Here is a 23,036-nt window from a genome sequence, read left to right as displayed (position 1 = left end):
TCAGCGAGGTGGCATTATAGAGATTGCGATCACATTGGCAAGCCCTTTTTCTCGTTTTTTTTGATTTTTTTATCGTTCGGATAAATTTGCATCAAAAGCGGTCAAAAGAGCACGTTATTTCTACAGTTCTCTAAATTTATCTGCGAAAAGAGCCACTTTTTCCCAATTGGTGTACTCCACCTCTTTGGTCGTATCGGTTTCGCCACCCGTCATCGACATAATGAACCTAATCATAGTTCTGTCGAACCAGCTATAACGTGGGTAATAAAGTGCACCAGCAAAAACACCGATTAGCGTTGGTTTCCAAGGCGACTTAATTAGGAACTTGCGAATGTAGGCACTACCTTCAGGTGTATCCTTTCCTTGGTCCTCTTTACGAGCGGTTAGGTTTACGCAGAAAAATGCCACTTTATTTTGCTCCAATTGATTGAGGTTTCGCTCAATAAACTGGTATAGCTTTTTATTAAGATGGCCATAGCGAATAGAGGCGCCTATCAATACTCTGTCGTATTGGCTGAAGTCAATCGTCTCGACATTATGTAAATCCACCAGCTCACAATCGAAGTCTGGAAGTTGTTCATCTATATAGTGGAGAATTTTTTTAGTCTGCCCTTCGCGGGAAGAGTATAGAAATAATGCTTTTGCCACGATTTCCCCTTAGCTACGCCAAAACGTCGGCGTAAGTAGAATAAGTAAGGTAAAGATTTCCAAACGACCAAACAGCATAGAAACTATTAATACCCATTTTGCTTTGTCGTTAACATCACCAAAGTGAAGCGCCACTTCTCCCAAGCCAGGACCGAGGTTGTTCAGAGTCGCAGCCACCGCCGAGAACGCACTGAGCTCATCCATTCCTGTTGCAATCAACCCCAACATACAAACCACAAATACCAATGCGTATGCGGAGAAGAAACCCCAAACCGCATCGACAACACGTTGCGGTAGGGCACTGCCACCTACTTTGATGGTGTAAACCGCGCGTGGATGGACTAAACGTTTTAGTTCACGCGCACCTTGTAAGGTAAGAAGCAGGATACGGATCACTTTCATGCCGCCGCCTGTTGAACCAGCACAACCACCTGTAAAGGAAGAGAACAATAACAGCACAGGTAAGAAGAGCGGCCAATCCGCAAAACCTGTTGTCGTAAAGCCCGCTGTTGTGGATATTGATACGGTTTGGAACAGAGCCTGATCGAAAGCATCGTATGTCGATGTGTAAGAGTGATGTTTCAGTAATAATAGAAAGCAAATGATAAATAGCAGCACTTGAATGAACAAGAAGGCGCGAAACTCAGGATCTTTCCAGTAATACTTGGGATGTACGCCACCTGATGCAAATGCAGCAAAGTGCAGTGTGTAATTACATGCAGATATAAGCAGAAAAACCACCGTAATCAGGTTAATCGCGTAACTATCAAAGTATCCGATGCTGGCATCGTGGGTAGAGAAGCCACCAATGGCAATGGTGGAAAAGCTGTGACTGATGGCATCAAATGGCGTCATACCAGCTAACCAAAAAGCCGAAGCACAGGCGATAGTCAGGCTCAAATAGATGTACCAAAGCGCCTTAGCAGTTTCTGCTATGCGCGGCGTCACTTTAGTGTCCTTGACTGGACCTGGGATCTCGGCGCGGTAAAGCTGCATACCACCAATGCCAAGTACTGGCAAAATCGCCACCGCTAATACGATGATTCCCATACCGCCGAACCACTGCAGTAACTGTCGATAGAATAGAATCGCTTTAGGTAACTCATCCAAACCAACAATAACGGTCGCCCCGGTCGTCGTGAGAGCAGAAAACGATTCAAAAAACGCATCTGTCACTGAGACGTTCGGGTTGTCAGCAATGAGAAAGGGGATCGAGCCTGCACTGCCAAGTACTGTCCAGAATAAGACGACAATAAGAAAGCCATCTCGAGCTTTAAGCTCGTGCTTATACCTGCGGTTTGGGTACCAACAAACGGCCCCACAAAACAGCAGAACAAAAAATGTCGTGACAAAAGGCACACCAGCACCATCTCGATAGATCAGCGCAACGAGTGCTGGCGCAAGCATAGTGACACTAAAGAGTGCGAGCAGTAGCCCGACGATTCGAATAATTGAACGAAATTGCATGGATAAATTGACTAGCGAAGCTGTCCCTGTTGCTTCCTGTTTTTCATTATTGTCCGTCTAGCGGAGTGACAATTGCCTTTGCCCCGCTTTTATTGATGATTGCTTGGGTAAACGCGCTCACTTCTCGAAGCTCAATTTCCACCACTAATACCACCTGATCGCTGTATTCAGCCTCGACTTCTATTGCACCAAATTGCGGCATGATTGATTGTGCGATAGGCATAAACCCATAGTCTAACGTTAGTCTGAGCTTTGTGGTTATTTTTTTCTCAATAGTTTGAAGCAGCTTGAGCGCTTGTTGAACCCCACCCCCATACGCTTTAACCAAGCCGCCTGTACCTAACTTGATTCCACCAGAGTATCGCGTGACCACAGCCGTGATCTCCCCCACCCCAGATCCAGACAGCTGCGCCAGGATTGGTTTGCCTGCCGTCCCTGAAGGTTCTCCATCATCACTAAAGCCCCACTTCATCGAATCTTCTGGTCGACCAGCAACAAAGCCCCAACAGTTATGTCTAGCATCAGCGTGTTTAGCTTTGATTTGATCAACAAATGCTTTTGCAGCTTCGATACTTGGCGTGTGTGCCAAATAAGTAATGAAGACGCTCTTTTTAATTTCTTCTTCAAATTGAGCGGGCTCTGCTGGAATCAGATAAGGCTTGTCATTCATAGGATTATGGATTCATGTCTATTTGCCTGAAGTCTATCACGAGTGTGATTTACCCGTCGCATAAGATCTGCCACAGCGCACAATGTTAAACACTTGTTTAAAAAATGTATTGAAATTAAACAATCCACGATCCAAACTAACCTTACTGGTCAAACCAGAACAAAAATAAAACGACTTCCTCGATACCTATTTGCCGAGGTACACGGCGTCGTTGAAATAGGTATACAGACAATCCACGATTGTATGTCATGGAGATAGACAATGATTTACCAAGCCGAAACCCTACAGGTAAAGGAAATACAAGATGGTATTGCAGAGCTAAGCTTCTGCTCTCCAAAATCCGTCAACAAACTCGACCTAGCGACATTAGAATCGCTAGATAAAGCTCTTGATGCGCTCATTGCCCATCAAGGCCTCAAGGGGTTGTTGCTCACTTCAGATAAAGACGCATTCATTGTAGGCGCAGACATTACCGAGTTTTTAGGTCTGTTTGCTAAAACGGATGCCGAGCTCGACCAATGGCTGCAATTTGCTAATAGCATCTTTAACAAATTAGAAGACTTACCCGTTCCGACCATCTCAGTGATCAAAGGCCACGCTCTTGGTGGCGGTTGTGAATGTGTGCTAGCAACAGACATGCGTATTGGTGACAAAACCACCAGCATCGGCCTACCAGAAACGAAACTGGGAATCATGCCGGGCTTTGGTGGTTGTGTACGCTTACCTCGCGTTATTGGCGCAGACAGCGCAATGGAAATCATCACCCAAGGTAAAGCATGCCGAGCTGATGAAGCATTGAAAATTGGCTTACTCGATGCTGTTGTAGAGACTGATGCTTTATACGAATCAGCACTACAAACTCTTAACTCTGCAATTAACGAGAAACTTGACTGGCAAGCACGCCGAGCACAGAAAACATCTCCGCTAACGCTGAGTAAGCTTGAATCAATGATGAGCTTCACCATGGCGAAGGGTCTGGTGGCACAAAAAGCAGGTCCTCACTACCCTGCCCCAATGACAGCCGTTATCACGATTGAAGAAGGTGCTCGCTTTGCACGTAATGAAGCGTTAGACATTGAACGTAAGCACTTCGTGAAATTGGCTAAATCGGAAGAAGCAAAATCACTCGTTGGCCTATTCCTTAATGATCAATACATCAAAGGCATTGCGAAAAAAGCAGCGAAGTCAGCAAGTAAAGACACGCAACGTGCAGCCGTATTAGGTGCAGGTATCATGGGTGGCGGCATTGCTTACCAATCAGCGCTAAAAGGTGTGCCAGTCTTAATGAAAGACATCGCGCAAGCGTCGCTCGACCTAGGCATGACTGAAGCATCTAAGCTGCTGAATAAACGCTTATCTCGCGGTCGCATTGATGGCTTTAAGATGGCGGGTATTTTAGCATCAATCACACCGAGCTTACATTACGCAGGTATTGAAAACTCTGATGTGATTGTTGAAGCTGTCGTTGAAAACCCGAAAGTAAAAACAGCAGTTTTAAGTGAAGTTGAATCCCATGTCGGTGACGACACCGTTATCACCTCAAACACCTCGACGATTCCTATCAACCTATTGGCAAAATCACTAAAACGCCCAGAAAACTTCTGTGGTATGCACTTCTTCAACCCAGTGCATCGTATGCCTCTTGTTGAGATCATCCGTGGTGAGCACACCTCTGATGAAACCATCAATCGTGTTGTGGCGTATGCTGCGAAAATGGGCAAATCACCAATTGTCGTTAATGACTGCCCAGGGTTCTTCGTTAACCGCGTATTGTTCCCATACTTTGGCGGCTTCAGCATGCTACTTCGTGATGGTGCTGACTTTACGAAAATCGACAAAGTCATGGAGCGTAAGTTTGGCTGGCCGATGGGACCGGCGTACTTACTTGACGTAGTCGGCATTGATACCGCGCACCACGCACAAGCTGTGATGGCTGACGGTTTCCCTGAGCGTATGGGTAAACAAGGTCGTGATGCGATTGATGCACTATTCGAAGCAGACAAATATGGTCAGAAAAATGGTAATGGCTTCTACAGCTACACCATAGATAAAAAAGGTAAGCCGAAGAAAACCTTCTCCGAAGCGATCTTACCGGTACTTGCTGACGTTTGTGCCGATAAGCAGGACTTTGACGATCAGACCATCATTCAACGTATGATGATTCCAATGATTAACGAAGTGGTGCTGTGCCTACAAGAAGGCATCATCGCAACTCCGCAGGAAGCAGATATGGCATTGGTTTATGGTCTTGGTTTCCCTCCATTCCGCGGTGGCGTATTCCGTTATCTAGACAGCGTGGGTATTGCTGAATACGTTGAAATGGCAAAACAACACGCCGAGCTAGGTGCGATGTACCAAGTACCGCAAATGCTGATTGATATGGCGGCGAAAGGTGAAAGCTTTTACGGTGCACAACAGCAAGGTTCTATCTAAGGAGGGATTCTAAAATGACTAATCAAACAAGAAATGTTGTCGTAGTCGATTGTCTACGTACTCCAATGGGTCGCTCTAAAGGTGGTGCTTTCCGTCATACACGAGCAGAAGATCTATCTGCGCGCCTAATGAAAGGCATTCTTGCGCGTAACCCACAAGTGAACCCAAGCGAGATTGAAGACATCTACTGGGGCTGTGTACAGCAAACACTAGAGCAAGGCTTTAACGTTGCACGTAATGCCGCGCTACTCGCGGGCCTGCCGATTGAAATTGGCGCCGTGACGGTTAACCGCTTGTGTGGTTCATCAATGCAAGCGCTTCACGACGGTACACGTGCCATCATGACTGGCGATGCTGAAATCTGCCTAATTGGTGGCGTTGAGCACATGGGGCATGTGCCAATGAACCACGGTGTAGACTTTCACCCAGGTATGTCAAAGAACGTAGCAAAAGCTGCGGGCATGATGGGCTTAACGGCTGAAATGCTTGGTAAATTACATGGTATTAGCCGTGAGCAACAAGACGATTTTGCCGCTCGCTCTCACGCTCGTGCGCACGCAGCAACCGTAGAGGGTCGTTTTAAAAATGAAATTCTACCAATTGAAGGCCACGCAGCAGACGGCACACTGTTCACTCTGGATTACGACGAAGTGATTCGCCCTGAAACATCCGTTGAAGGTCTATCTCAACTTCGCCCAGTGTTCGACCCAGCAAACGGTACAGTAACAGCCGGTACATCATCGGCTCTGTCCGATGGTGCATCAGCGATGTTGATCATGAGTGAAGAGAAAGCCAATGAGCTTGGTTTGAAGATTCGTGCACGTATTAAAGGCATGGCCATTGCGGGCTGCGATCCTTCTATTATGGGTTACGGTCCTGTACCTGCGACGAAAAAAGCGCTCAAGCGTGCTGGTCTTTCAATTGAAGACATGGATGTGGTTGAGCTAAACGAAGCATTTGCCGCGCAGTCTCTGCCGTGTGCTAAAGACTTAGGCCTGCTTGATGTTATGGATGAGAAAGTCAACCTTAACGGTGGTGCGATAGCATTGGGTCATCCACTAGGCTGTTCTGGTTCACGTATCTCAACAACGTTGATCAACCTAATGGAAGCGAAAGACGCGAAATATGGTCTGGCCACCATGTGTATCGGTTTGGGTCAGGGCATTGCGACAGTATTTGAACGACCATAACAGTTCAAGACGTTGTTGTAGTGATCGAGCCAACAATCATAAGCAAATGAACTAATAATAAAATTTTTAGTATTACACTTAAGGGCGACAATTGATGTCGCCCTTTTTGTTTTACATCAAACATGCATGAAGAGCATACATTAAATGCTCAAGTTTCATTTTATTCATAGACAAAGAAGACATACACTTAGACCAGTTGATATCTTGCTGCATGTGACCCAGAGTCATGCTACCGCACAATCGGAGAACCTTATGTTTAATGCTCTAGTTCTAAATCAAGAAGACAAACGTACTATCGCTAACATCGAGCAAATCGATGAAACACAACTGCCTGAAGGCGACGTTCTGATTGACGTTGATTACTCATCGTTAAACTACAAAGACGGTCTTGCGATCACAGGTAAAGGTAAAATCATCCGTAACTTCCCGATGGTGCCAGGTATTGACCTAGCAGGTACGGTAGTAAGCTCAGAAGACGACCGCTACCAAGCTGGTGACAAAGTTGTCCTTACTGGCTGGGGCGTGGGTGAAAACCACTGGGGTGGTATGTCTCAGCGTGCTCGTCTAAAAGCGGATTGGCTAGTACCACTACCAAAAGGTCTAGACAGCAAGAAAGCAATGATGGTTGGTACTGCTGGCTTCACTGGTATGCTGTGTGTTCAAGCACTGCTTGATGCAGGCATCAAACCTGAAAATGGCGAAATCCTAGTAACTGGCGCAAGTGGCGGTGTAGGCTCAGTCGCAGTAACGCTTCTAGCACAGCTTGGCTACAAAGTTGCTGCAGTGACAGGTCGTGTAGAAAAAAATGGCCCGCTACTTGAAAAACTAGGTGCTAGCCGCATCATCGACCGTACTGAATTTGAAGAACTAGCACGTCCACTTGAAAAGCAAGTATGGGCAGGTGCGGTTGATACTGTAGGCAGCAAAGTACTGGCTAAAGTATTGGCGCAAATGGATTACAACAGTGCAGTTGCAGCTTGTGGTCTTGCTGGTGGTTTTGATCTACCAACCACAGTGATGCCGTTCATCCTACGTAATGTTCGCCTACAAGGTGTGGACTCAGTAATGTGCCCAACAGAGAAACGTATCGCTGCATGGGAAAAGCTGGTCGAGCTACTACCAGACAGCTACTTCGAGCAAGCGTGTACTGAAGTTGCTCTTGCTGAAGCACCGAAATATGCAGAAGACATCACCAACGGTCAAGTAACGGGTCGTGTGGTTATCAAGCTATAAATACTGACTCAGTGTAAACAGACGAAGAGCCGGCATTGCTGGCTCTTTTTTGTTAGCAGTTCAGTCCCATATCTTCGATACGTTTAGCTATCAGACGGCTACACTCTTCACGCACAATCGTTCTTAACCATTCTTGAGCGGGAGAATGCTCGCAACGCGCATGCCAAATCATCGAGTATTCAAACGGCGTGAATTGGAATGGTAACGGTTTCACCACTAAGTCATAACGCTCGGCAACCAGATACGCCAAGTCCGCTGGCACTGTGATGATAATTGGCAAGGTATCCATGATCGCCAATGCGGCTTCTAAATGATAAGCCCGCAGAACCATTTTACGCTTAGGTTTCTCCATCAAAGCTTGTTCGATCAGTGTCTTAACACCATCACTGATGGCGATCATGGCATGTGGATGACTCAGATAATCATCCAAGCTCATTTCTTTATCCGCTAATGGATGCTGTTTTGAAAGCATACACAGCACCCCCACTCGCCCCAACACTTCACTGCGTAGAGGCTCCACCGGGCCTGTCGGGCGACAAATCGCTAAGTCTGCACCTTCATAAGTGAGCTGATCTGATAAACGGTCGTGTTGCAGTGGTAAGAAGTTGAAAGACACGTTTGGCGCTTCTTGGTAAATTCTCGGCAAAGCGAACGGTAAGATTGTTTGCATGGCATAGTCGGTGGTCACGATGTTGAAAGTCTGCACGCATTGCAATGGGTCAAACTCAACCGGAGATAACAACTGACGTAAAGACTCTAATGGTTCGCCCAATGAGCGATCGATCTCTAACGCTTTCTGAGTTGGGATCAAATGCTGTCCCTGACGAGTAAACAGCGGGTCTCCCAACAAGTCACGTAGACGACCAAGCACACGACTCATTGCCGATTGACTCAAGTTCAGACGTGTTGCCGCCTTACTGACACTGTTTTCTTCTATCAGTACTCGCAACGCAACCAGTAAATTTAAATCTCGGCGATAGATGTCTTCCAGTTCCACGAATTAGCCACTTATTTTGTATGTGTTTGGGTAAATTGTACTCTTTAGGCAAAAAAAATCCCGCCTTTCAGCGGGGAAGCCCAAGAAAAATGGGGATAGTGTCGGAATGAAGTGTCGGTAAAAAATAGGTGAGCGTTATTAAAAGCATTCTGATCCAAGCAAGAAGCGCTAATTTTCTTGCTCAGATGCGCCAGACCATCTGCGCATCTCGATCCAAATCCCAATAATAGTGGCAACCATGCCTACTAGAGGCGTCAAAGAGGTGTCAGCTGGCGTCCTGAGTACCAATGCACAAAACGAGATAAAACACAGCACTGAGTAAATCGTAAGTCTGTCTAACGCTGTTAACATTGCCTCTCCCTTGCCAGTTGTTACCAAATTGTTAATTTAAGGTAAAACAAAAAATTCGGTTTGCCAAGTGGTTATTGAATATTTTTTCAACGAAAGTAAAATTCAACGCTCAGTTAGTTACGAGAATCACACTATGAGCTTTAATCCTGAACTGGCAAACAAGACATTAGAGGCGGAAGGACTGCGCTGCCCAGAGCCAGTGATGATGGTCAGGAAGACAATTCGCAACATGCAAGATGGTGAGATTTTGCTGGTCAAAGCAGACGATCCATCCACAACTCGAGACATTCCGAGTTTCTGCCGCTTTATGGACCACCAATTAGTTGCGGCACAAACGGAGCAAGTTCCGTATCAGTACCTGATCAAGAAAGGATTGGAATAATCTGGTCGAACTAAAAACGGCAGCCAATATTGGCTGCCGTTTGTTTATTCGTCGTATTCGAGTGTGCGAACTTCTGATTGGAGCTTGTTAAGTTGTTTCTTCATTGCCCGCATCTCTTCATGCATAGGAATGATGTGAGCGACACGAATCCACGCTTCTACTGTCAATCCAGTAAGAACGAACGATCCTGCTACAATCGGTAACCACATATCAGTTAGCACCATCGCTAGTAAACACAGCGCTAAACCAAAAGTGAATAAATAACTCTGACTCTTCGGGGACATCCCCATGTAACGTGTAAGCATAAACTTGCCCTCTCGCTATCATTCACACCATTAAACTACCATGACAAGTATGACACTTATATGTCATCCGTCACGCAACGGAACGATTTAGAGTCAGAGTTTGAACTCGCGCAGCACGCTACTAATGATTGATAACTCACATCATTTCACGTGCAAAAAATCAGAACAGTGCAGCCCCTATTGCCAGAGCAATAAACAAAAATGCGGTGATTTTACGGATCAGCCCTAAAGGCATCTTGTCGGCCGACAATTTACCAATCAGGACCACAGGTACATTCGCCAGCAGCATACCGATTGTGGTACCGATAATCACCAAACTTAACGCATCCGCGTATTGCGCCCCTAAGATGGAAGTGGCGATCTGAGTTTTATCGCCTATCTCCGCAACGAAGAACGCGATAAAGCTGGCAATAAATGGGCCTCGATTAGAAATCTGTTCGTCATCATCCAGTTTGTCCGGGATCAGAACCCAAGCCGCCATCGCGACAAAACTGACCACCAGCACCCACTTTAAAATCTCAGGTGATAGATAGTCTGCGACAACCACACCTAACCATGCAGCCAAAGCGTGGTTGGCAATAGTTGCCAAAAAGATTGCTGCAATAATTGGGATTGGTTTTCGGTAACGACTTGCGAGTAATAGAGATAGCAATTGGGTCTTATCGCCAATTTCTGCTAACGCTACAGTAGTAATTGAAATAGCTAAAACGCTCACGACATGCTCATTGGGGCAGGGATTATTATTTTTAACCGAAGACAAACCTCACGCCCCTACCCCGGTTCGTGATGATTTGTCTAAGGTCTTGCTAAACTTGAAAGGCTTCAAGTCTCGAACGCCATGGTGATTTTGCACCAATTATGTTGACGGACGAACCAGATGAAACAGAAACTTCATCAGGTAAGCTACTCCCCAAAGACAGGCGCAATTCTAGCCACCTTTGTTGCGCTTCTCAAGAGCCAAAGCAGGCAAAAACTCCCTTTTAGGAAAAATACAGCAGATAACGCGGTAAAAATTCATTAAAGGAGAAAATCGCCCACGAATTAATCAAGATTAGCTCTACTCCCATGCTCAATATCTGGTTATACTAGATTGTTAATTTATTCAACCGTAATTACTCTTTATCGCCGTTGTTAGAGTTGAAAAACTCGGCATAGATGACGAATTAACGAGTAACAAGAGAATCGCGCGAACCTGACTTATGCAAAAATACGATATCAAAACCTTCCAGGGAATGATCCTCGCGCTGCAGGATTATTGGGCTCAAAATGGTTGTACCATTGTTCAACCGCTAGATATGGAAGTGGGTGCGGGTACCTCTCACCCAATGACCTGTCTACGAGCGCTTGGCCCAGAGCCAATGTCGACAGCTTACGTACAACCTTCACGTCGTCCTACTGATGGCCGTTACGGTGAAAACCCTAACCGTCTTCAGCACTACTACCAATTCCAAGTAGCGCTAAAACCATCGCCTGACAATATTCAAGAGTTGTACCTTGGCTCCCTTGAAGTTCTTGGTATTGACCCTCTTGTACACGACATCCGTTTCGTAGAAGACAACTGGGAAAACCCAACACTAGGCGCATGGGGTCTGGGCTGGGAAGTTTGGCTAAACGGCATGGAAGTGACTCAGTTTACTTACTTCCAGCAAGTTGGTGGTCTTGAGTGTAAGCCAGTAACTGGTGAGATCACTTACGGTATCGAACGTCTAGCAATGTACATCCAAGAAGTAGACTCTGTTTACGACCTAGTTTGGAACATCGCGCCAGACGGCAGCAAAGTGACTTACGGTGACATCTTCCACCAAAACGAAGTAGAGCAATCAACTTACAACTTCGAGCACGCAGACGTTGATTTCCTATTTGGTTTCTTCGAACAGTGTGAGAAAGAGTGTAAAGAGCTGCTTGAGCTTGAAAAGCCACTGCCACTACCTGCTTACGAGCGCATTCTAAAAGCTGGTCACGCATTCAACCTACTAGACGCGCGTAAAGCGATCTCAGTAACTGAACGCCAACGTTACATCCTACGCATCCGCAACCTGACGAAAGCAGTTGCAGAAGCATACTACGCATCGCGTGAAGCTCTTGGCTTCCCAATGTGTAAGAAAGAACAAGCGTAAGGGGTAGAGTAACATGGCAAAAGAATTTCTAATCGAGCTAGGCACAGAAGAGCTACCACCAACGCAACTTCGCACTCTAGCTGAAGCATTCGCAGCAAACTTCGAAGCAGAACTAAAAGGCGCTGAGCTTGCTCATGAAGGCGTTAAATGGTTCGCGGCACCTCGTCGTCTTGCACTTAAAGTAGCAGCACTAGCAGACAGCCAGTCTGACAAAGTTGTTGAAAAGCGTGGTCCGGCGGTTTCTGCAGCGTTTGACGCGGAAGGCAACCCAACAAAAGCGGCTCAAGGCTGGGCACGCGGTTGTGGCATCACGGTTGACCAAGCAGAGCGCATGGTAACAGACAAAGGTGAATGGCTACTGTTCAAACAAGAAGTGAAAGGTCAGCCAACGTCTGAGATCGTAGTTGAACTTGCAGCGAAAGCACTAGCAAACCTACCTATCGCAAAACCAATGCGCTGGGGTAACAAAACGACTCAATTTATCCGTCCAGTTAAGACGCTAACCATGCTAATGGGCAGCGAGCTAATCGAAGGCGAGATCCTTGGTGTTGCTTCAGACCGCACTATCCGTGGTCACCGCTTCATGGGTGAGCAAGAGTTTACTATCGATTCTGCTGAGCAATACCCTGCGATCCTAGAAGAGCGCGGTAAAGTAATGGCAGATTACGAAGCGCGTAAAGCAATCATCCTAGCTGACGCACAAAAAGCGGCAGCAGCAGTTGGCGGTATCGCTGACCTAGAAGATGACCTAGTAGAAGAAGTAACGTCTCTGGTTGAATGGCCAGTAGTACTAACAGCGAAGTTCGAAGAAGAGTTCCTAAAAGTGCCTTCTGAAGCGTTGGTTTACACCATGAAAGGTGACCAGAAGTACTTCCCTGTTTATGACGAAAACAAGAAGCTACTACCTAACTTCATCTTCGTATCGAACATCGAATCAAAAGAGCCTCGTTACGTAATCGAAGGTAACGAGAAAGTAGTTCGCCCTCGTCTTGCTGACGCAGAGTTCTTCTTCAACACAGACCGTAAGCGTCCGCTTATCGACCGTCTGCCTGAACTAGAGCAAGCGATCTTCCAAAAGCAACTGGGTACGATCAAAGACAAAACAGACCGCATCACAGAGCTTGCTGGCTACATTGCTGAGCAAATCGGTGCTGACGTTGAGAAATCAAAGCGTGCTGGTCTACTAGCAAAATGTGACCTAATGACCTCAATGGTATTCGAATTCACGGATACTCAAGGTGTTATGGGTATGCACTATGCTCGCCACGACGGTGAAGCAGAAGAAGTTGCAGTAGCACTGAACGAGCAATACATGCCTCGTTTCGCAGGTGATGAACTGCCATCAAACGGTGTTTCAACTGCAGTTGCAATGGCAGACAAGCTAGACACTATCGTAGGTATCTTCGGTATTGGTCAAGCGCCTAAAGGCAGCGATCCATTCGCACTACGCCGCGCATCTCTAGGTGTACTACGTATCATCGTTGAATACGGCTACAACCTAGATCTTGTTGACCTAGTAGCGAAAGCGAAGTCACTGTTCGGCGACCGCCTAACCAACGACAACGTTGAACAAGACGTTATCGAGTTTATGCTTGGTCGTTTCCGTGCTTGGTACCAAGACGAAGGCTTCAGTGTAGACATCATTCAAGCAGTTCTAGCTCGTCGTCCGACGAAACCAGCAGACTTCGACCAACGAGTTAAAGCGGTTTCTCACTTCCGTGAACTAGAAGCAGCAGAGTCTCTAGCAGCAGCGAACAAACGTGTAGGTAATATCCTAGCGAAATTCGACGGCGAACTAGCAGCAGACATCGACCTAGCACTTCTACAAGAAGACGCAGAGAAAGCACTAGCAGAAAGCGTTGAAGTAATGACGGAAGCGCTAGAGCCAGCATTTGCTACAGGTAACTACCAAGAAGCCCTAAGCAAGCTAGCTGACCTACGTGAACCAGTTGATGCATTCTTTGATAACGTAATGGTAATGGCAGACGACGAAGCACTTAAGAAGAACCGTCTGACACTACTGAACAACCTGCGTAACCTGTTCCTACAGATCGCAGACATTTCTTTGCTTCAAAAGTAATTCATTACTCTTCGAAGTGATTAAGAAATAACTAAAAGGGAAGCAGATGCTTCCCTTTTTTGTTGCCTTCAAACCGATGAAGGTGACGCTTATTATTCATTTTGTGAACAAGACTAAAATTTGTAGGGTGAGACGCGTTTAACTTGTTGGTGTAGAGCTCGGATTGTAGAGGCACAGTTTTGCTATAACTGGACTGTTTATTCGGGGGAAGGACACAATGAAAAAAACAATTCTCGCACTCTCTATCGGTCTACTGAGCGCCTGCAGCCAGATACCAGAAAATGCCATCGTATTAAACGTTGGTGATGACACTGCTGTTTTTGAGGAAAACTCACAAGGCTTACTTGTCGCTGAGCAAAAACTCGAAAAAGGCAGCTACACCTTTACCATTGCCGACAGTAATCAAAGCTGTGGCAGTAGCTTTGCCCTAGCAGAAGAAGATCGCATCAAATTCAATCGTCCATTAAAAATGGATAACTGCGCCACTGACGCACAAATGCCGCTGCGCATCTTCAAAGCCAATACCTATCAATTTACGCTCAATCCAACCACCAATGAGCTGACGGTAAAAATCAAACCAAAACAGAGTCAGGACATCACCTACTCTTGCCCTGTCGCAACTGACACGCCAAAAACCATCAACGTTGCCCAAACCTTTAATGATGGCACTGTCGTTCGTGATGCCTTAACCGGACAAGAAACCACTGTCGCCAATGGCAGCGTCACCATGCAGCCGGGTCCTATGAGCCAAGGTCTATTGCTGCTAGAAGAAGTTGAACAGCAAGCCGACAAACCGTTCAGTTGGGACAATGCGACGGTGTACTTCGTCATGACCGACCGCTTCTACAATGGCAACCCAGACAACGACAACAGCTACGGTCGCAGCAAAGACGGAAAATATGAGATTGGTACCTTCCACGGTGGTGACTTATCGGGTCTAACGAAAAAACTCGATTACATCGAATCACTTGGTGTCAATGCTATCTGGATAACCTCACCACTGGAACAAATCCACGGCTGGGTTGGCGGCGGCGATAAAGGCGACTTTAAGCACTACGGCTACCACGGCTACTATCACCAAGATTGGACCAAGCTTGATGCCAACATGGGTACCGAAGATGAACTCAGAACCTTCGTCGATACTGCCCATAAGAAAGGTATCCGCGTGATTTGGGATGTGGTCATGAACCACACAGGTTATGCGACATTAGCAGACATGCAGGAATTCGGATTTGGTCAGCTTTACCTTGATGACCAAGAAGCCAAAGAAGTCCTTGGTGAAAAATGGACCGACTGGCAGCCAAAATCAGGACAAAGCTGGCACAGCTTCAACGACTACATCAAATACGGTGATAGCGAAGCGTGGGATAAATGGTGGGGCAAAGATTGGATCCGCACCGATATTGGCGACTACGATGCTCCGGGCTACAACGACATCACCATGTCTTTGAACTACCTACCGGATCTCAAAACCGAATCAACTCAGAAAACCGGATTACCAAACTTCTTCCGCAATAAAGACACCAATGCGCAAGATGAGCTGCAAACCCCACGTGAACACCTGATTACCTGGTTATCCGATTGGGTGCGCGACTATGGCATTGACGGCTTCCGTGTCGACACCGCTAAACACGTTGAAATGGAAGCGTGGGCAGAGTTGAAAGCCAGCACCACCCAAGCGCTTGCTCAATGGAAACAAAACAACCCGGACAAAGCCTTGGATGACCTACCTTTCTGGATGACGGGTGAAGTGTGGGCACACAGCGTGGTGAAGAGCAGGTATTTCGATAACGGTTTCGATTCCATCATCAACTTCGAGTTCCAATCTGACGTAGCACCAAAAGCACTGAAGTGTTTCGCTCAACTTGATAATGATTACCGCCGTTATGCAGAGCGCATCAATACCGATCCTGAGTTCAACGTGTTGAGCTACTTGTCTTCACACGATACACAGCTGTTTTGGTCAGCGCGCAGCCGCAGCTTTGATGACCAAGCACGTGCAGCAAATGCTCTGATGCTGGCTCCCGGTGCAGTACAGATCTATTACGGTGATGAGATAGCTCGTGATTTTGGCATTACTGGTTCAGACGCCCACCAAGGCACACGCTCAGATATGCCATGGGATAAGATTCAAGGCGAACGAGAAGATCTACTGCAACATTGGCAAAAGTTGGGGGAATTCCGTAAACGCCACCCCGCAGTTGCTCAAGGTAAGCACATCACTCGCAACCAAGAAGGTTATTACGCGTTCGAACGCCAATACCAAGACGACAAGGTGCTGATTGTTTACACCGGTGAGTAAATCACACTCTCTCCACCAGCAAGGGAAGCATAAGCTTCCCTTTTTTATTGTTCTTTTTGCCATTTAGTCTCGTCCCTCTGGTCTGATGACGCACTTTTTTCTTTTTCGGCTTAATTCACACTTTGCGTTAATTACACATTGAGGTAAGGTCAAGGATTACTCGATAAGCCGATAAAACATCGGCATAAACATACACAAAGCAATCACAATGAATTAGGTATAAGTCAGCATGCAGTTCTCAAAGTTTGGTGAAAAATTTAATCAGTATTCAGGTATTACGCAGTTAATGGACGATTTGAATGATGGTCTGCGCACACCAGGTGCCATCATGCTCGGTGGAGGTAATCCTGCCGCCATTCCTGCCATGCTCGATTACTTTCACCAAGCCAGTGAGGAAATGCTCGCCAGTGGGGAGCTCGTCGCCGCCCTCGCCAACTACGATGGCCCGCAGGGTAAAGACGCGTTCGTCAAAGCGCTAGCTCAGTTATTCCGTGAAACTTACGGCTGGGATATTTCCGAAAAAAACATCAGCCTAACTAACGGTAGCCAAAGTGGCTTTTTCTACTTGTTCAACTTGTTGGCAGGTAAACAGCCAGACGGTTCGCACAAGAAAGTGCTACTGCCTATCGCGCCTGAATACATCGGTTATGGTGATGCTGGCATTGATGAAGATATCTTTATCTCTTACCACCCAGAAATCGAGCTGTTAGATAACGGCCTGTTTAAATACCACGTCGATTTTGAGCAGCTAACCGTCGACGACTCTGTTGCGGCAATCTGCGCGTCTCGCCCAACTAACCCAACGGGTAATGTACTGACAGATGAAGAAGTACGTAAGCTGGACAAGCTAGCACGTGAGAACAACATCCCACTGATCATCGATAACGCTTACGGTCTACCTTTCCCGAACATCATCTTTGAAGATGTCGAACCGTTCTGGAATGAAAACACCATCCTATGCATGAGCCTATCTAAGCTTGGTTTACCGGGCGTGCGTTGTGGCATTGTGATTGCGAGTGAAGAAATCACGCAAGCATTAACTAATATGAACGGCATCATCAGCCTAGCGCCGGGCAGTGTTGGTCCAGCGCTGGCAAACCATATAATTGGCAAAGGTGATCTGCTTAAACTGAGTTCAGAGGTGATTAAGCCGTTCTACAAGCAAAAATCACAACGTGCGGTTGAACTGCTCCAACAAGCAATTACCGATGAGCGATTCCGCATCCACAAGCCGGAAGGCGCTATCTTCTTGTGGTTATGGTTTGATGAACTGCCAATCACAACAATGGAACTGTACCAACGCTTGAAAGCGCGTGGCGTATTGATTGTCCCTGGTGAATATTTCTTTATTGGTCACCAAGACGAGTGGGATCACGCGCACCAATGCCTGCGTATGAACTACGTTCAAGATGATGAGATGATGCAAAAAGGCATTGCGATTATCGCTGAAGAAGTGGAAAAGGCTTACCGCGAAGGTAAATAGACGGATTGAACTCAGCCGTTCTTCTCTTTGAAATTACGGCTTTGAAATAGCGGATTTGAAAACCCCCAAACTAAAAAGAGCGCCCATATGGCGCTCTTTCTCATTCTATAACCGGGTGGTTAACTGATTAGTTGTTCTCAATCAGGTTGTTACCACCGATAGCAATCTTACGTGGTTGCATGGCTTCAGGGATTTCACGAACTAAATCGATATGAAGCAGACCGTTTTCCATTGATGCACCCACGACTTTTACGTAATCCGCTAGCTGGAATTTACGTTCAAAATCGCGTTCTGCAATACCTTGGTAAACGTAGTTTTTGCCTTCTTCGGCTTTACGTTCGCCCTTCACAATCAACATGTTTTCGTTTTGAGTCAGATCGAGCTGTTCTTCAGCAAAGCCAGCAACGGCCATAGTAATACGGTAGTTGTGCTCGTCTTTTTGCTCAATGTTGTATGGAGGGTAACCGCCAGAAGTATTTTTCGCTGTATTCGCTTCCATCAGGTTTAGCAGACGATCAAAGCCAATTGCATTACGGTATAGTGGTGAGAAATCTACATTACGCATAAATCTATCCTCTTAATTAAGCAATAGTCTTAGTTCAGATGAGTTCCATCCTACTGGCGTGTTTATGCAAAAACCAACGCCGAACTAAGAGATTCTTATCATTCCACTGGCCTTGGTTTGGCTCGGAGACATGATATTGAATCTAAAGGTTTAAGTTGTGTACCAAAACGCCATATCCTCTTCTGAGCGATCTCGTTTTAGCGATTCCAGAGGGCTGGTCTTCTAGTCTCTAGCAAGCCAGTCACCCTTTTCATAACTAGATATAAGGTCGTCAAAAATGACTTTCAAGGGAAAAAATAAAAAATTTTTAAAGCATCCACTATCCCCTTGAACAGCTTAGTTCCTCATCACTTCGCGATCAGTGATAAAAAGCCCGCCGTTCTGGAGGGCTCAATCTACACTTTACTTGCGGGAGGATTTACGCGCTTTTACAACGCCCTTTTCTGCCGCCTTTTCCTGCTTTAGTTTGCGCTTTTCTTTTAGACTCAACTGCGGTTGTTTCTTTTCTTTCTTACTCATGACTTCACCTCTATTTATTGGCACAACAGACAACCACACAGCATTTTCTGAGCTGGTGGCTGCGATTGATGAACAATTTCAGTAATCAAAAAGCAGCGTCGCTGATTAAAAGTTTCCACTTCGAGCGCATCATTTTTAGCTCGACCTAACAGTCGAGACCCCAAATAAGAATCGACCGCGAGCATACCTGTCATGGGTTGCCCCTTGCGCGAGCTGACCAATGTCATGCGATATTGATAGGCGCGTTCAACATCCACTAAGCGAACCGTGTCCCCAACCGCAATACGAGCTCGGTTACGGCAATGGGCTTGTTGCTCGCAGATTTCAAATAGCGATAACAACCTTAGTGGTGATTGATAGGTTAAAAAGCGACTGGTTAACCACCAAGTTCGCAGCGCCAAGCAGTACGCCGAGAACCAGCGTTCAAACATGATTATTTCCTTCTTAATGCCTTGTCTTACAAATAAATTCAGTGCATTGAACCGGAAGTGCATCACTTCCGGCTTAGTTCAGGAAAGTCATCACCATTTTCTTAGTCTCCTTATTCATCAGCTCTTCAGCACTATAGCGAGCAGAAAAAAGAAAGCAAAAACGCTCAAGCGAACAAAATGGCGAGAAAAAAAGAAAACAGAAATAAAATGGCAGGCTTGATCGGGTTGTTGGCAGTTAGTACCAGAAAAACATCCGCTTTAGCAGAAAGTGGCGATTTTAGCTGGTGGTAAAACAAAAAAAGCAGCGATTTCTCGCTGCTTTTTACTATCACGAACAGTGTCGTTATACGTCTAGGTTCGCTACTTTCAGTGCGTTCTCTTCGATGAAGTTACGACGAGGTTCTACTTGGTCACCCATTAGCGTAGTGAACAGTTGATCTGCGCCTACCGCATCTTCAATCGTTACCTGCATCATACGACGAGTTTCTGGGTCCATGGTGGTTTCCCAAAGTTGGTCTGGGTTCATCTCACCTAGACCTTTGTAGCGCTGACGGCTTAAGCCACGCATTGACTCTTTCACTAACCAGTCAAGCGCTTCTGCAAAGTTTGCCACTGGCATAGTACGCTCACCACGTTTGATGTACGCGCCTTCTTCCAGAAGTCCATCAAGTGCTTCTGATAGATCAGCCAACTTGCCGTACTCTTTCGAGTTTAGGAAGTCGATGCTAATTGCATGTTCGTGCGTCACGCCGTGAGTACGAACCACAATCTTAGGCAAGTTTAAGCCTAGCTCTTCGTGCTGCTCAACTTCGTAGCTGTACTGGCTTGCACCCACTTCTTTCGCATTCAGCTGTTCAATAAGCTGCTTCGTCCACGCTTCCACAACTGATGCGTCATGGCATTGCTCTGGCGTTAGGCGAGGAGTGTAAATCAACTCGTTTACCAAAGCACTTGGGTAACGACGGCTCATACGTTCCGCCAGTTTAATACCCGCATTGTACTGTTGAACAAGCTTCTCTAGTGCTTCACCAGCCAATGCTGGTGCTTCTGCGTTTACGTGTAGCGATGCATTGTCCAGAGCCAATGATACTTGGTATTGGTTCATCGCTTCTTCATCTTTGATGTACTGCTCTTGTTTGCCTTTTTTCACTTTGTATAGTGGTGGCTGAGCGATGTACACATAGCCACGCTCGATAAGCTCTGGCATTTGACGGTAGAAGAAGGTCAACAGTAGCGTACGGATGTGCGAACCATCGACATCGGCATCGGTCATGATGATGATGTTGTGGTAACGAAGCTTGTCCGGGTTGTACTCGTCACGACCGATACCACAACCTAGTGCGGTGATCAGTGTTGCTACTTCTTGAGAAGATAGCATCTTGTCGAAACGTGCTTTTTCTACGTTAAGAATCTTACCTTTTAGCGGTAGGATCGCTTGGTTCTTACGGTTACGGCCTTGTTTTGCGGAGCCGCCTGCCGAATCACCCTCCACTATGTATAGTTCAGAGAGTGCCGGATCTTTTTCCTGACAGTCTGCAAGTTTACCTGGAAGGCCAGCTAGGTCTAGTGCACCTTTACGGCGCGTCATTTCACGAGCTTTACGCGCTGCTTCACGAGCACGTGCTGCATCGATGATTTTCGAACAAACCATCTTCGCTTCTGTCGGGTTCTCAATCAGGAACTCAGACAGTTTTTCACCCATTGCAGACTCAACAGCTGATTTCACTTCAGAAGAAACCAGTTTGTCTTTTGTTTGGCTTGAGAACTTAGGATCAGGCACTTTCACCGAAACAACCGCAGTTAGACCTTCACGCGCATCGTCGCCTGAAGTCGCTGTTTTCGCTTTCTTCGAGAAACCTTCTTTATCCATAAAGCTGTTCAATGTACGTGTTAGCGCAGCACGGAAACCAGCAAGGTGAGTACCACCATCACGCTGTGGGATATTGTTGGTAAAGCAGAAGATGTTCTCTTGGAAACCATCGTTCCATTGCATCGCCACTTCAACTGAAATGCCGTCTTCACGCTCAGAGTTAAAGTGGAAGATTTTTTCGATGATTGGCGTTTTGTTGGTGTTTAGGTGATCAACGAACGCTTGAATACCACCTTCATACATGAAGTGATCATGTTTGTCCGCTTCACGTTCATCAACCAATTTGATCGACACACCAGAGTTCAGGAATGACAGTTCACGCAGGCGTTTCGCTAGAATGTCATAGTGGAACTCAGTGTTAGAGAACGTTTCGGCACTTGGCCAGAAACGAATTTGTGTACCGGTTTTATCCGTATCACCCACAACGGCTAGTGGCGCTTGAGGCTCACCATGGCGGTAGGTTTGCGTATGGATATGGCCACCACGATGAATCGTTAGCTCAACTTTCTCTGATAGTGCGTTTACTACTGAAACACCTACCCCGTGAAGACCACCCGATACTTTGTATGAGTTATCGTCGAACTTACCACCCGCGTGAAGAACCGTCATGATTACTTCTGCTGCAGAGACATTTTCCTCTGAGTGGATTTCTGTTGGAATGCCACGACCATCATCGCTAACGGAAACCGAGTTATCCTCATGAATTGTCACAACGATGTCTTTACAGTGACCTGCCAACGCTTCATCAATTGAGTTATCCACCACCTCGAAAACCATGTGGTGAAGGCCGGTGCCGTCGTCCGTATCGCCGATGTACATTCCTGGACGCTTACGTACCGCATCCAGACCCTTCAGTACCTTAATACTCGATGAATCGTAATTTTCAGACATGAGTTTCTCTCTTCTAGTTTGACTCTATCCTGCCATGTTCCACATGAAACAATTTACCGTTATCGTCCAACATATCGGCGATTTGGCTTTCAGTGATAGAGCTTACAAATACTTGTGCGCCCGTCTCTTTTAAGCAGTCAGCAAGACGCTTGCGACGTTGGCTATCTAATTCCGACGCGAAGTCATCAATTAGGTAAATGCATTGTTTACCGGCCATCTCTGTCAGGTGTTGCCCTTGCGCTACACGCAATGCACACACCATGAGTTTTAATTGACCGCGTGACAGAACATCTTCAACGGGCGTTCCGTTCACTTTAATGCGCAAATCAGCTTTGTTTGGGCCACTAAAGGTGTATCCCAATGCCTGATCACGCTCAAAATTCTTTTCTAGTATCTCGTGGTATGGAGTGTCTTTATCCCAGCCACGATAATACTTCAATTGGATCTCAAATTCTGGCAAAAATGTCTGACAGATAGTTTCTGCGACAGTTTTCATCTGCTCGATGTAACTTGCTCGCCATTGGCTGATGTTTTCAGCCAATCCTGCCATTTCCTGATCCCAATAACTGAGCTCACGATAACTATTGGCGGTTTTCAACAACGCGTTGCGCTGCTTGTTCAGGCGCTTGAACCTTCCCCATGCTTGATAAAAAGCGGGCTCGGTATGAAACACGCCCCAATCAATAAACGCACGACGATGTTTAGGGCCATCTGTCAGTAAATCAAACCCTTCTGGGTGTATCAACTGCAGAGGCAGAACTTGTGCCAACTGCGCTAATTTTTGTCCAGATTGACCGCCTATTTTAACCTCTGTTGAGCCATCACGCTGCTTATTAATGCCGATAGGTAGCTCAAATTGATCCGAGTTCAAAAAACGACCATGAACAAACAGTTCGTCACACTCATTTTGTATCACTCGTCCGGTGAGAGAGCTCTTGAATGAGCGGCCATGCCCGAGCAGATAAACCGCTTCTAAGACACTGGTTTTACCGCTGCCGTTCGGCCCGATAAGAAAGTTAAAGCCTGCTGATAACTCAATATCACAGGCTTTAATGTTTCGAAACTGCTGAATGATGAGACGAGAAAGAGGCATTCAGTTGGC

At 46.3% G+C, this 23,036-nt stretch carries 19 protein-coding genes; 8 read left to right on the top strand and 11 right to left on the bottom strand.

Features of this window, described 5'->3' with window-relative positions; all coding sequences use genetic code 11:
• Window positions 1-120: 120 nt before the first annotated feature.
• The 3 genes from hemG to R8N49_RS18520 are packed head-to-tail and all read right to left on the bottom strand — an operon-like array spanning window position 121 to window position 2,785.
• A complete protein-coding gene (gene hemG / locus R8N49_RS18530; protein ID WP_005378894.1) occupies window positions 121-648 on the bottom strand; it encodes a menaquinone-dependent protoporphyrinogen IX dehydrogenase in 528 nt (175 codons plus the stop codon).
• Between the two features lie 9 nt (window positions 649-657).
• Window positions 658-2,115 carry a TrkH family potassium uptake protein gene (locus R8N49_RS18525; protein WP_318190042.1) on the bottom strand — a complete coding sequence of 486 codons (1,458 nt, stop codon included), beginning with the start codon at window positions 2,113-2,115 and terminating at the stop codon, window positions 658-660.
• 46 nt (window positions 2,116-2,161) lie between these two features.
• A complete protein-coding gene (locus tag R8N49_RS18520; protein ID WP_005378891.1) occupies window positions 2,162-2,785 on the bottom strand; it encodes a YigZ family protein in 624 nt (207 codons plus the stop codon).
• A 261-nt stretch (window positions 2,786-3,046) separates the two neighbouring features.
• Here R8N49_RS18520 and fadB point away from each other — a divergent pair, with 261 nt between their 5' ends.
• The 3 genes from fadB to R8N49_RS18505 all read left to right on the top strand — a co-directional run bounded on the left by fadB (window position 3,047) and on the right by R8N49_RS18505 (window position 7,641).
• Window positions 3,047-5,218, top strand: a complete 2,172-nt coding sequence (gene fadB / locus R8N49_RS18515; RefSeq protein ID WP_186584584.1) for a fatty acid oxidation complex subunit alpha FadB — start codon at window positions 3,047-3,049, stop codon at window positions 5,216-5,218.
• 14 nt (window positions 5,219-5,232) lie between these two features.
• Complete coding sequence (fadA, locus tag R8N49_RS18510; protein WP_186584583.1) at window positions 5,233-6,408, top strand: acetyl-CoA C-acyltransferase FadA; 1,176 nt, start codon at window positions 5,233-5,235, stop codon at window positions 6,406-6,408.
• Between the two features lie 252 nt (window positions 6,409-6,660).
• A complete protein-coding gene (locus R8N49_RS18505; RefSeq protein WP_042523906.1) occupies window positions 6,661-7,641 on the top strand; it encodes an MDR family oxidoreductase in 981 nt (326 codons plus the stop codon).
• A 52-nt stretch (window positions 7,642-7,693) separates the two neighbouring features.
• Here the strand turns inward: R8N49_RS18505 and R8N49_RS18500 are convergent, their stop codons facing one another.
• Entirely contained in the window at window positions 7,694-8,638 is a 945-nt protein-coding gene (locus R8N49_RS18500) for a LysR family transcriptional regulator (protein ID WP_186584582.1), read from the bottom strand.
• 168 nt (window positions 8,639-8,806) lie between these two features.
• Window positions 8,807-8,989 (bottom strand): hypothetical protein, encoded by a 183-nt coding sequence (locus tag R8N49_RS18495; RefSeq protein ID WP_005378880.1) that lies wholly within the window; start codon window positions 8,987-8,989, stop codon window positions 8,807-8,809.
• Window positions 8,990-9,122: 133 nt separating this feature from the next.
• Between R8N49_RS18495 and tusA the strand changes: the two genes are divergently transcribed.
• Window positions 9,123-9,371 carry a sulfurtransferase TusA gene (tusA, locus tag R8N49_RS18490; protein ID WP_005378879.1) on the top strand — a complete coding sequence of 83 codons (249 nt, stop codon included), beginning with the start codon at window positions 9,123-9,125 and terminating at the stop codon, window positions 9,369-9,371.
• 44 nt (window positions 9,372-9,415) lie between these two features.
• Here tusA and R8N49_RS18485 read toward each other — a convergent pair whose 3' ends face one another.
• Both R8N49_RS18485 and R8N49_RS18480 read right to left on the bottom strand, forming a co-directional pair.
• Window positions 9,416-9,676, bottom strand: coding sequence for a hypothetical protein (locus tag R8N49_RS18485; RefSeq protein WP_005378878.1), 261 nt, complete (start codon window positions 9,674-9,676; stop codon window positions 9,416-9,418).
• Between the two features lie 160 nt (window positions 9,677-9,836).
• Complete coding sequence (locus R8N49_RS18480; protein ID WP_005378877.1) at window positions 9,837-10,391, bottom strand: TMEM165/GDT1 family protein; 555 nt, start codon at window positions 10,389-10,391, stop codon at window positions 9,837-9,839.
• A 484-nt stretch (window positions 10,392-10,875) separates the two neighbouring features.
• Here R8N49_RS18480 and glyQ point away from each other — a divergent pair, with 484 nt between their 5' ends.
• The 4 genes from glyQ to R8N49_RS18460 all read left to right on the top strand — a co-directional run bounded on the left by glyQ (window position 10,876) and on the right by R8N49_RS18460 (window position 17,658).
• Window positions 10,876-11,793, top strand: a complete 918-nt coding sequence (gene glyQ / locus R8N49_RS18475) for a glycine--tRNA ligase subunit alpha (protein ID WP_005451074.1) — start codon at window positions 10,876-10,878, stop codon at window positions 11,791-11,793.
• Between the two features lie 13 nt (window positions 11,794-11,806).
• Window positions 11,807-13,873 carry a glycine--tRNA ligase subunit beta gene (gene glyS, locus R8N49_RS18470; protein ID WP_085570055.1) on the top strand — a complete coding sequence of 689 codons (2,067 nt, stop codon included), beginning with the start codon at window positions 11,807-11,809 and terminating at the stop codon, window positions 13,871-13,873.
• A 217-nt stretch (window positions 13,874-14,090) separates the two neighbouring features.
• The gene (locus R8N49_RS18465) at window positions 14,091-16,175 is read left to right on the top strand and encodes an alpha-amylase (protein WP_186584581.1); all 2,085 of its coding nucleotides are present in this window, start codon (window positions 14,091-14,093) and stop codon (window positions 16,173-16,175) included.
• A 229-nt stretch (window positions 16,176-16,404) separates the two neighbouring features.
• Window positions 16,405-17,658, top strand: coding sequence for a valine--pyruvate transaminase (locus tag R8N49_RS18460; RefSeq protein WP_186584580.1), 1,254 nt, complete (start codon window positions 16,405-16,407; stop codon window positions 17,656-17,658).
• A gap of 127 nt (window positions 17,659-17,785) precedes the next feature.
• Here the strand turns inward: R8N49_RS18460 and R8N49_RS18455 are convergent, their stop codons facing one another.
• The 4 genes from R8N49_RS18455 to recF form a co-directional block, all read right to left on the bottom strand.
• On the bottom strand, window positions 17,786-18,223 hold the full coding sequence (locus R8N49_RS18455; protein ID WP_005378857.1) for an Hsp20 family protein: 438 nt from the start codon (window positions 18,221-18,223) through the stop codon (window positions 17,786-17,788).
• A gap of 533 nt (window positions 18,224-18,756) precedes the next feature.
• Window positions 18,757-19,173 carry a GreA/GreB family elongation factor gene (locus tag R8N49_RS18450; RefSeq protein ID WP_318190041.1) on the bottom strand — a complete coding sequence of 139 codons (417 nt, stop codon included), beginning with the start codon at window positions 19,171-19,173 and terminating at the stop codon, window positions 18,757-18,759.
• Window positions 19,174-19,516: 343 nt separating this feature from the next.
• Window positions 19,517-21,934 carry a DNA topoisomerase (ATP-hydrolyzing) subunit B gene (gene gyrB, locus R8N49_RS18445; protein WP_005378841.1) on the bottom strand — a complete coding sequence of 806 codons (2,418 nt, stop codon included), beginning with the start codon at window positions 21,932-21,934 and terminating at the stop codon, window positions 19,517-19,519.
• A 13-nt stretch (window positions 21,935-21,947) separates the two neighbouring features.
• The gene (recF, locus tag R8N49_RS18440) at window positions 21,948-23,027 is read right to left on the bottom strand and encodes a DNA replication/repair protein RecF (RefSeq protein ID WP_005378839.1); all 1,080 of its coding nucleotides are present in this window, start codon (window positions 23,025-23,027) and stop codon (window positions 21,948-21,950) included.
• Between the last annotated feature and the right edge of the window lie 9 nt (window positions 23,028-23,036).

This window comes from Vibrio sp. 1978, from assembly GCF_033344345.1.
Note: the sequence above shows the minus strand (reverse complement) of the source record. Positions and strands in the feature narration are given on the sequence as shown.

What these genes read in the sequence shown, in the direction of transcription:
- R8N49_RS18505 (WP_042523906.1), top strand. Translation starts at nt 6,661, where the DNA reads ATGTTTAATGCTCTAGTTCTAAATCAAGAAGACAAACGTACTATCGCT.
- R8N49_RS18450 (WP_318190041.1), bottom strand. Translation starts at nt 19,173, where the DNA reads ATGTTTGAACGCTGGTTCTCGGCGTACTGCTTGGCGCTGCGAACTTGG.
- R8N49_RS18460 (WP_186584580.1), top strand. Translation starts at nt 16,405, where the DNA reads ATGCAGTTCTCAAAGTTTGGTGAAAAATTTAATCAGTATTCAGGTATT.
- tusA (WP_005378879.1), top strand. Translation starts at nt 9,123, where the DNA reads ATGAGCTTTAATCCTGAACTGGCAAACAAGACATTAGAGGCGGAAGGA.
- fadB (WP_186584584.1), top strand. Translation starts at nt 3,047, where the DNA reads ATGATTTACCAAGCCGAAACCCTACAGGTAAAGGAAATACAAGATGGT.
- R8N49_RS18455 (WP_005378857.1), bottom strand. Translation starts at nt 18,223, where the DNA reads ATGCGTAATGTAGATTTCTCACCACTATACCGTAATGCAATTGGCTTT.
- R8N49_RS18485 (WP_005378878.1), bottom strand. Translation starts at nt 9,676, where the DNA reads ATGCTTACACGTTACATGGGGATGTCCCCGAAGAGTCAGAGTTATTTA.
- fadA (WP_186584583.1), top strand. Translation starts at nt 5,233, where the DNA reads ATGACTAATCAAACAAGAAATGTTGTCGTAGTCGATTGTCTACGTACT.
- glyS (WP_085570055.1), top strand. Translation starts at nt 11,807, where the DNA reads ATGGCAAAAGAATTTCTAATCGAGCTAGGCACAGAAGAGCTACCACCA.
- R8N49_RS18520 (WP_005378891.1), bottom strand. Translation starts at nt 2,785, where the DNA reads ATGAATGACAAGCCTTATCTGATTCCAGCAGAGCCCGCTCAATTTGAA.
- R8N49_RS18525 (WP_318190042.1), bottom strand. Translation starts at nt 2,115, where the DNA reads ATGCAATTTCGTTCAATTATTCGAATCGTCGGGCTACTGCTCGCACTC.
- gyrB (WP_005378841.1), bottom strand. Translation starts at nt 21,934, where the DNA reads ATGTCTGAAAATTACGATTCATCGAGTATTAAGGTACTGAAGGGTCTG.
- R8N49_RS18465 (WP_186584581.1), top strand. Translation starts at nt 14,091, where the DNA reads ATGAAAAAAACAATTCTCGCACTCTCTATCGGTCTACTGAGCGCCTGC.
- R8N49_RS18495 (WP_005378880.1), bottom strand. Translation starts at nt 8,989, where the DNA reads ATGTTAACAGCGTTAGACAGACTTACGATTTACTCAGTGCTGTGTTTT.
- glyQ (WP_005451074.1), top strand. Translation starts at nt 10,876, where the DNA reads ATGCAAAAATACGATATCAAAACCTTCCAGGGAATGATCCTCGCGCTG.
- recF (WP_005378839.1), bottom strand. Translation starts at nt 23,027, where the DNA reads ATGCCTCTTTCTCGTCTCATCATTCAGCAGTTTCGAAACATTAAAGCC.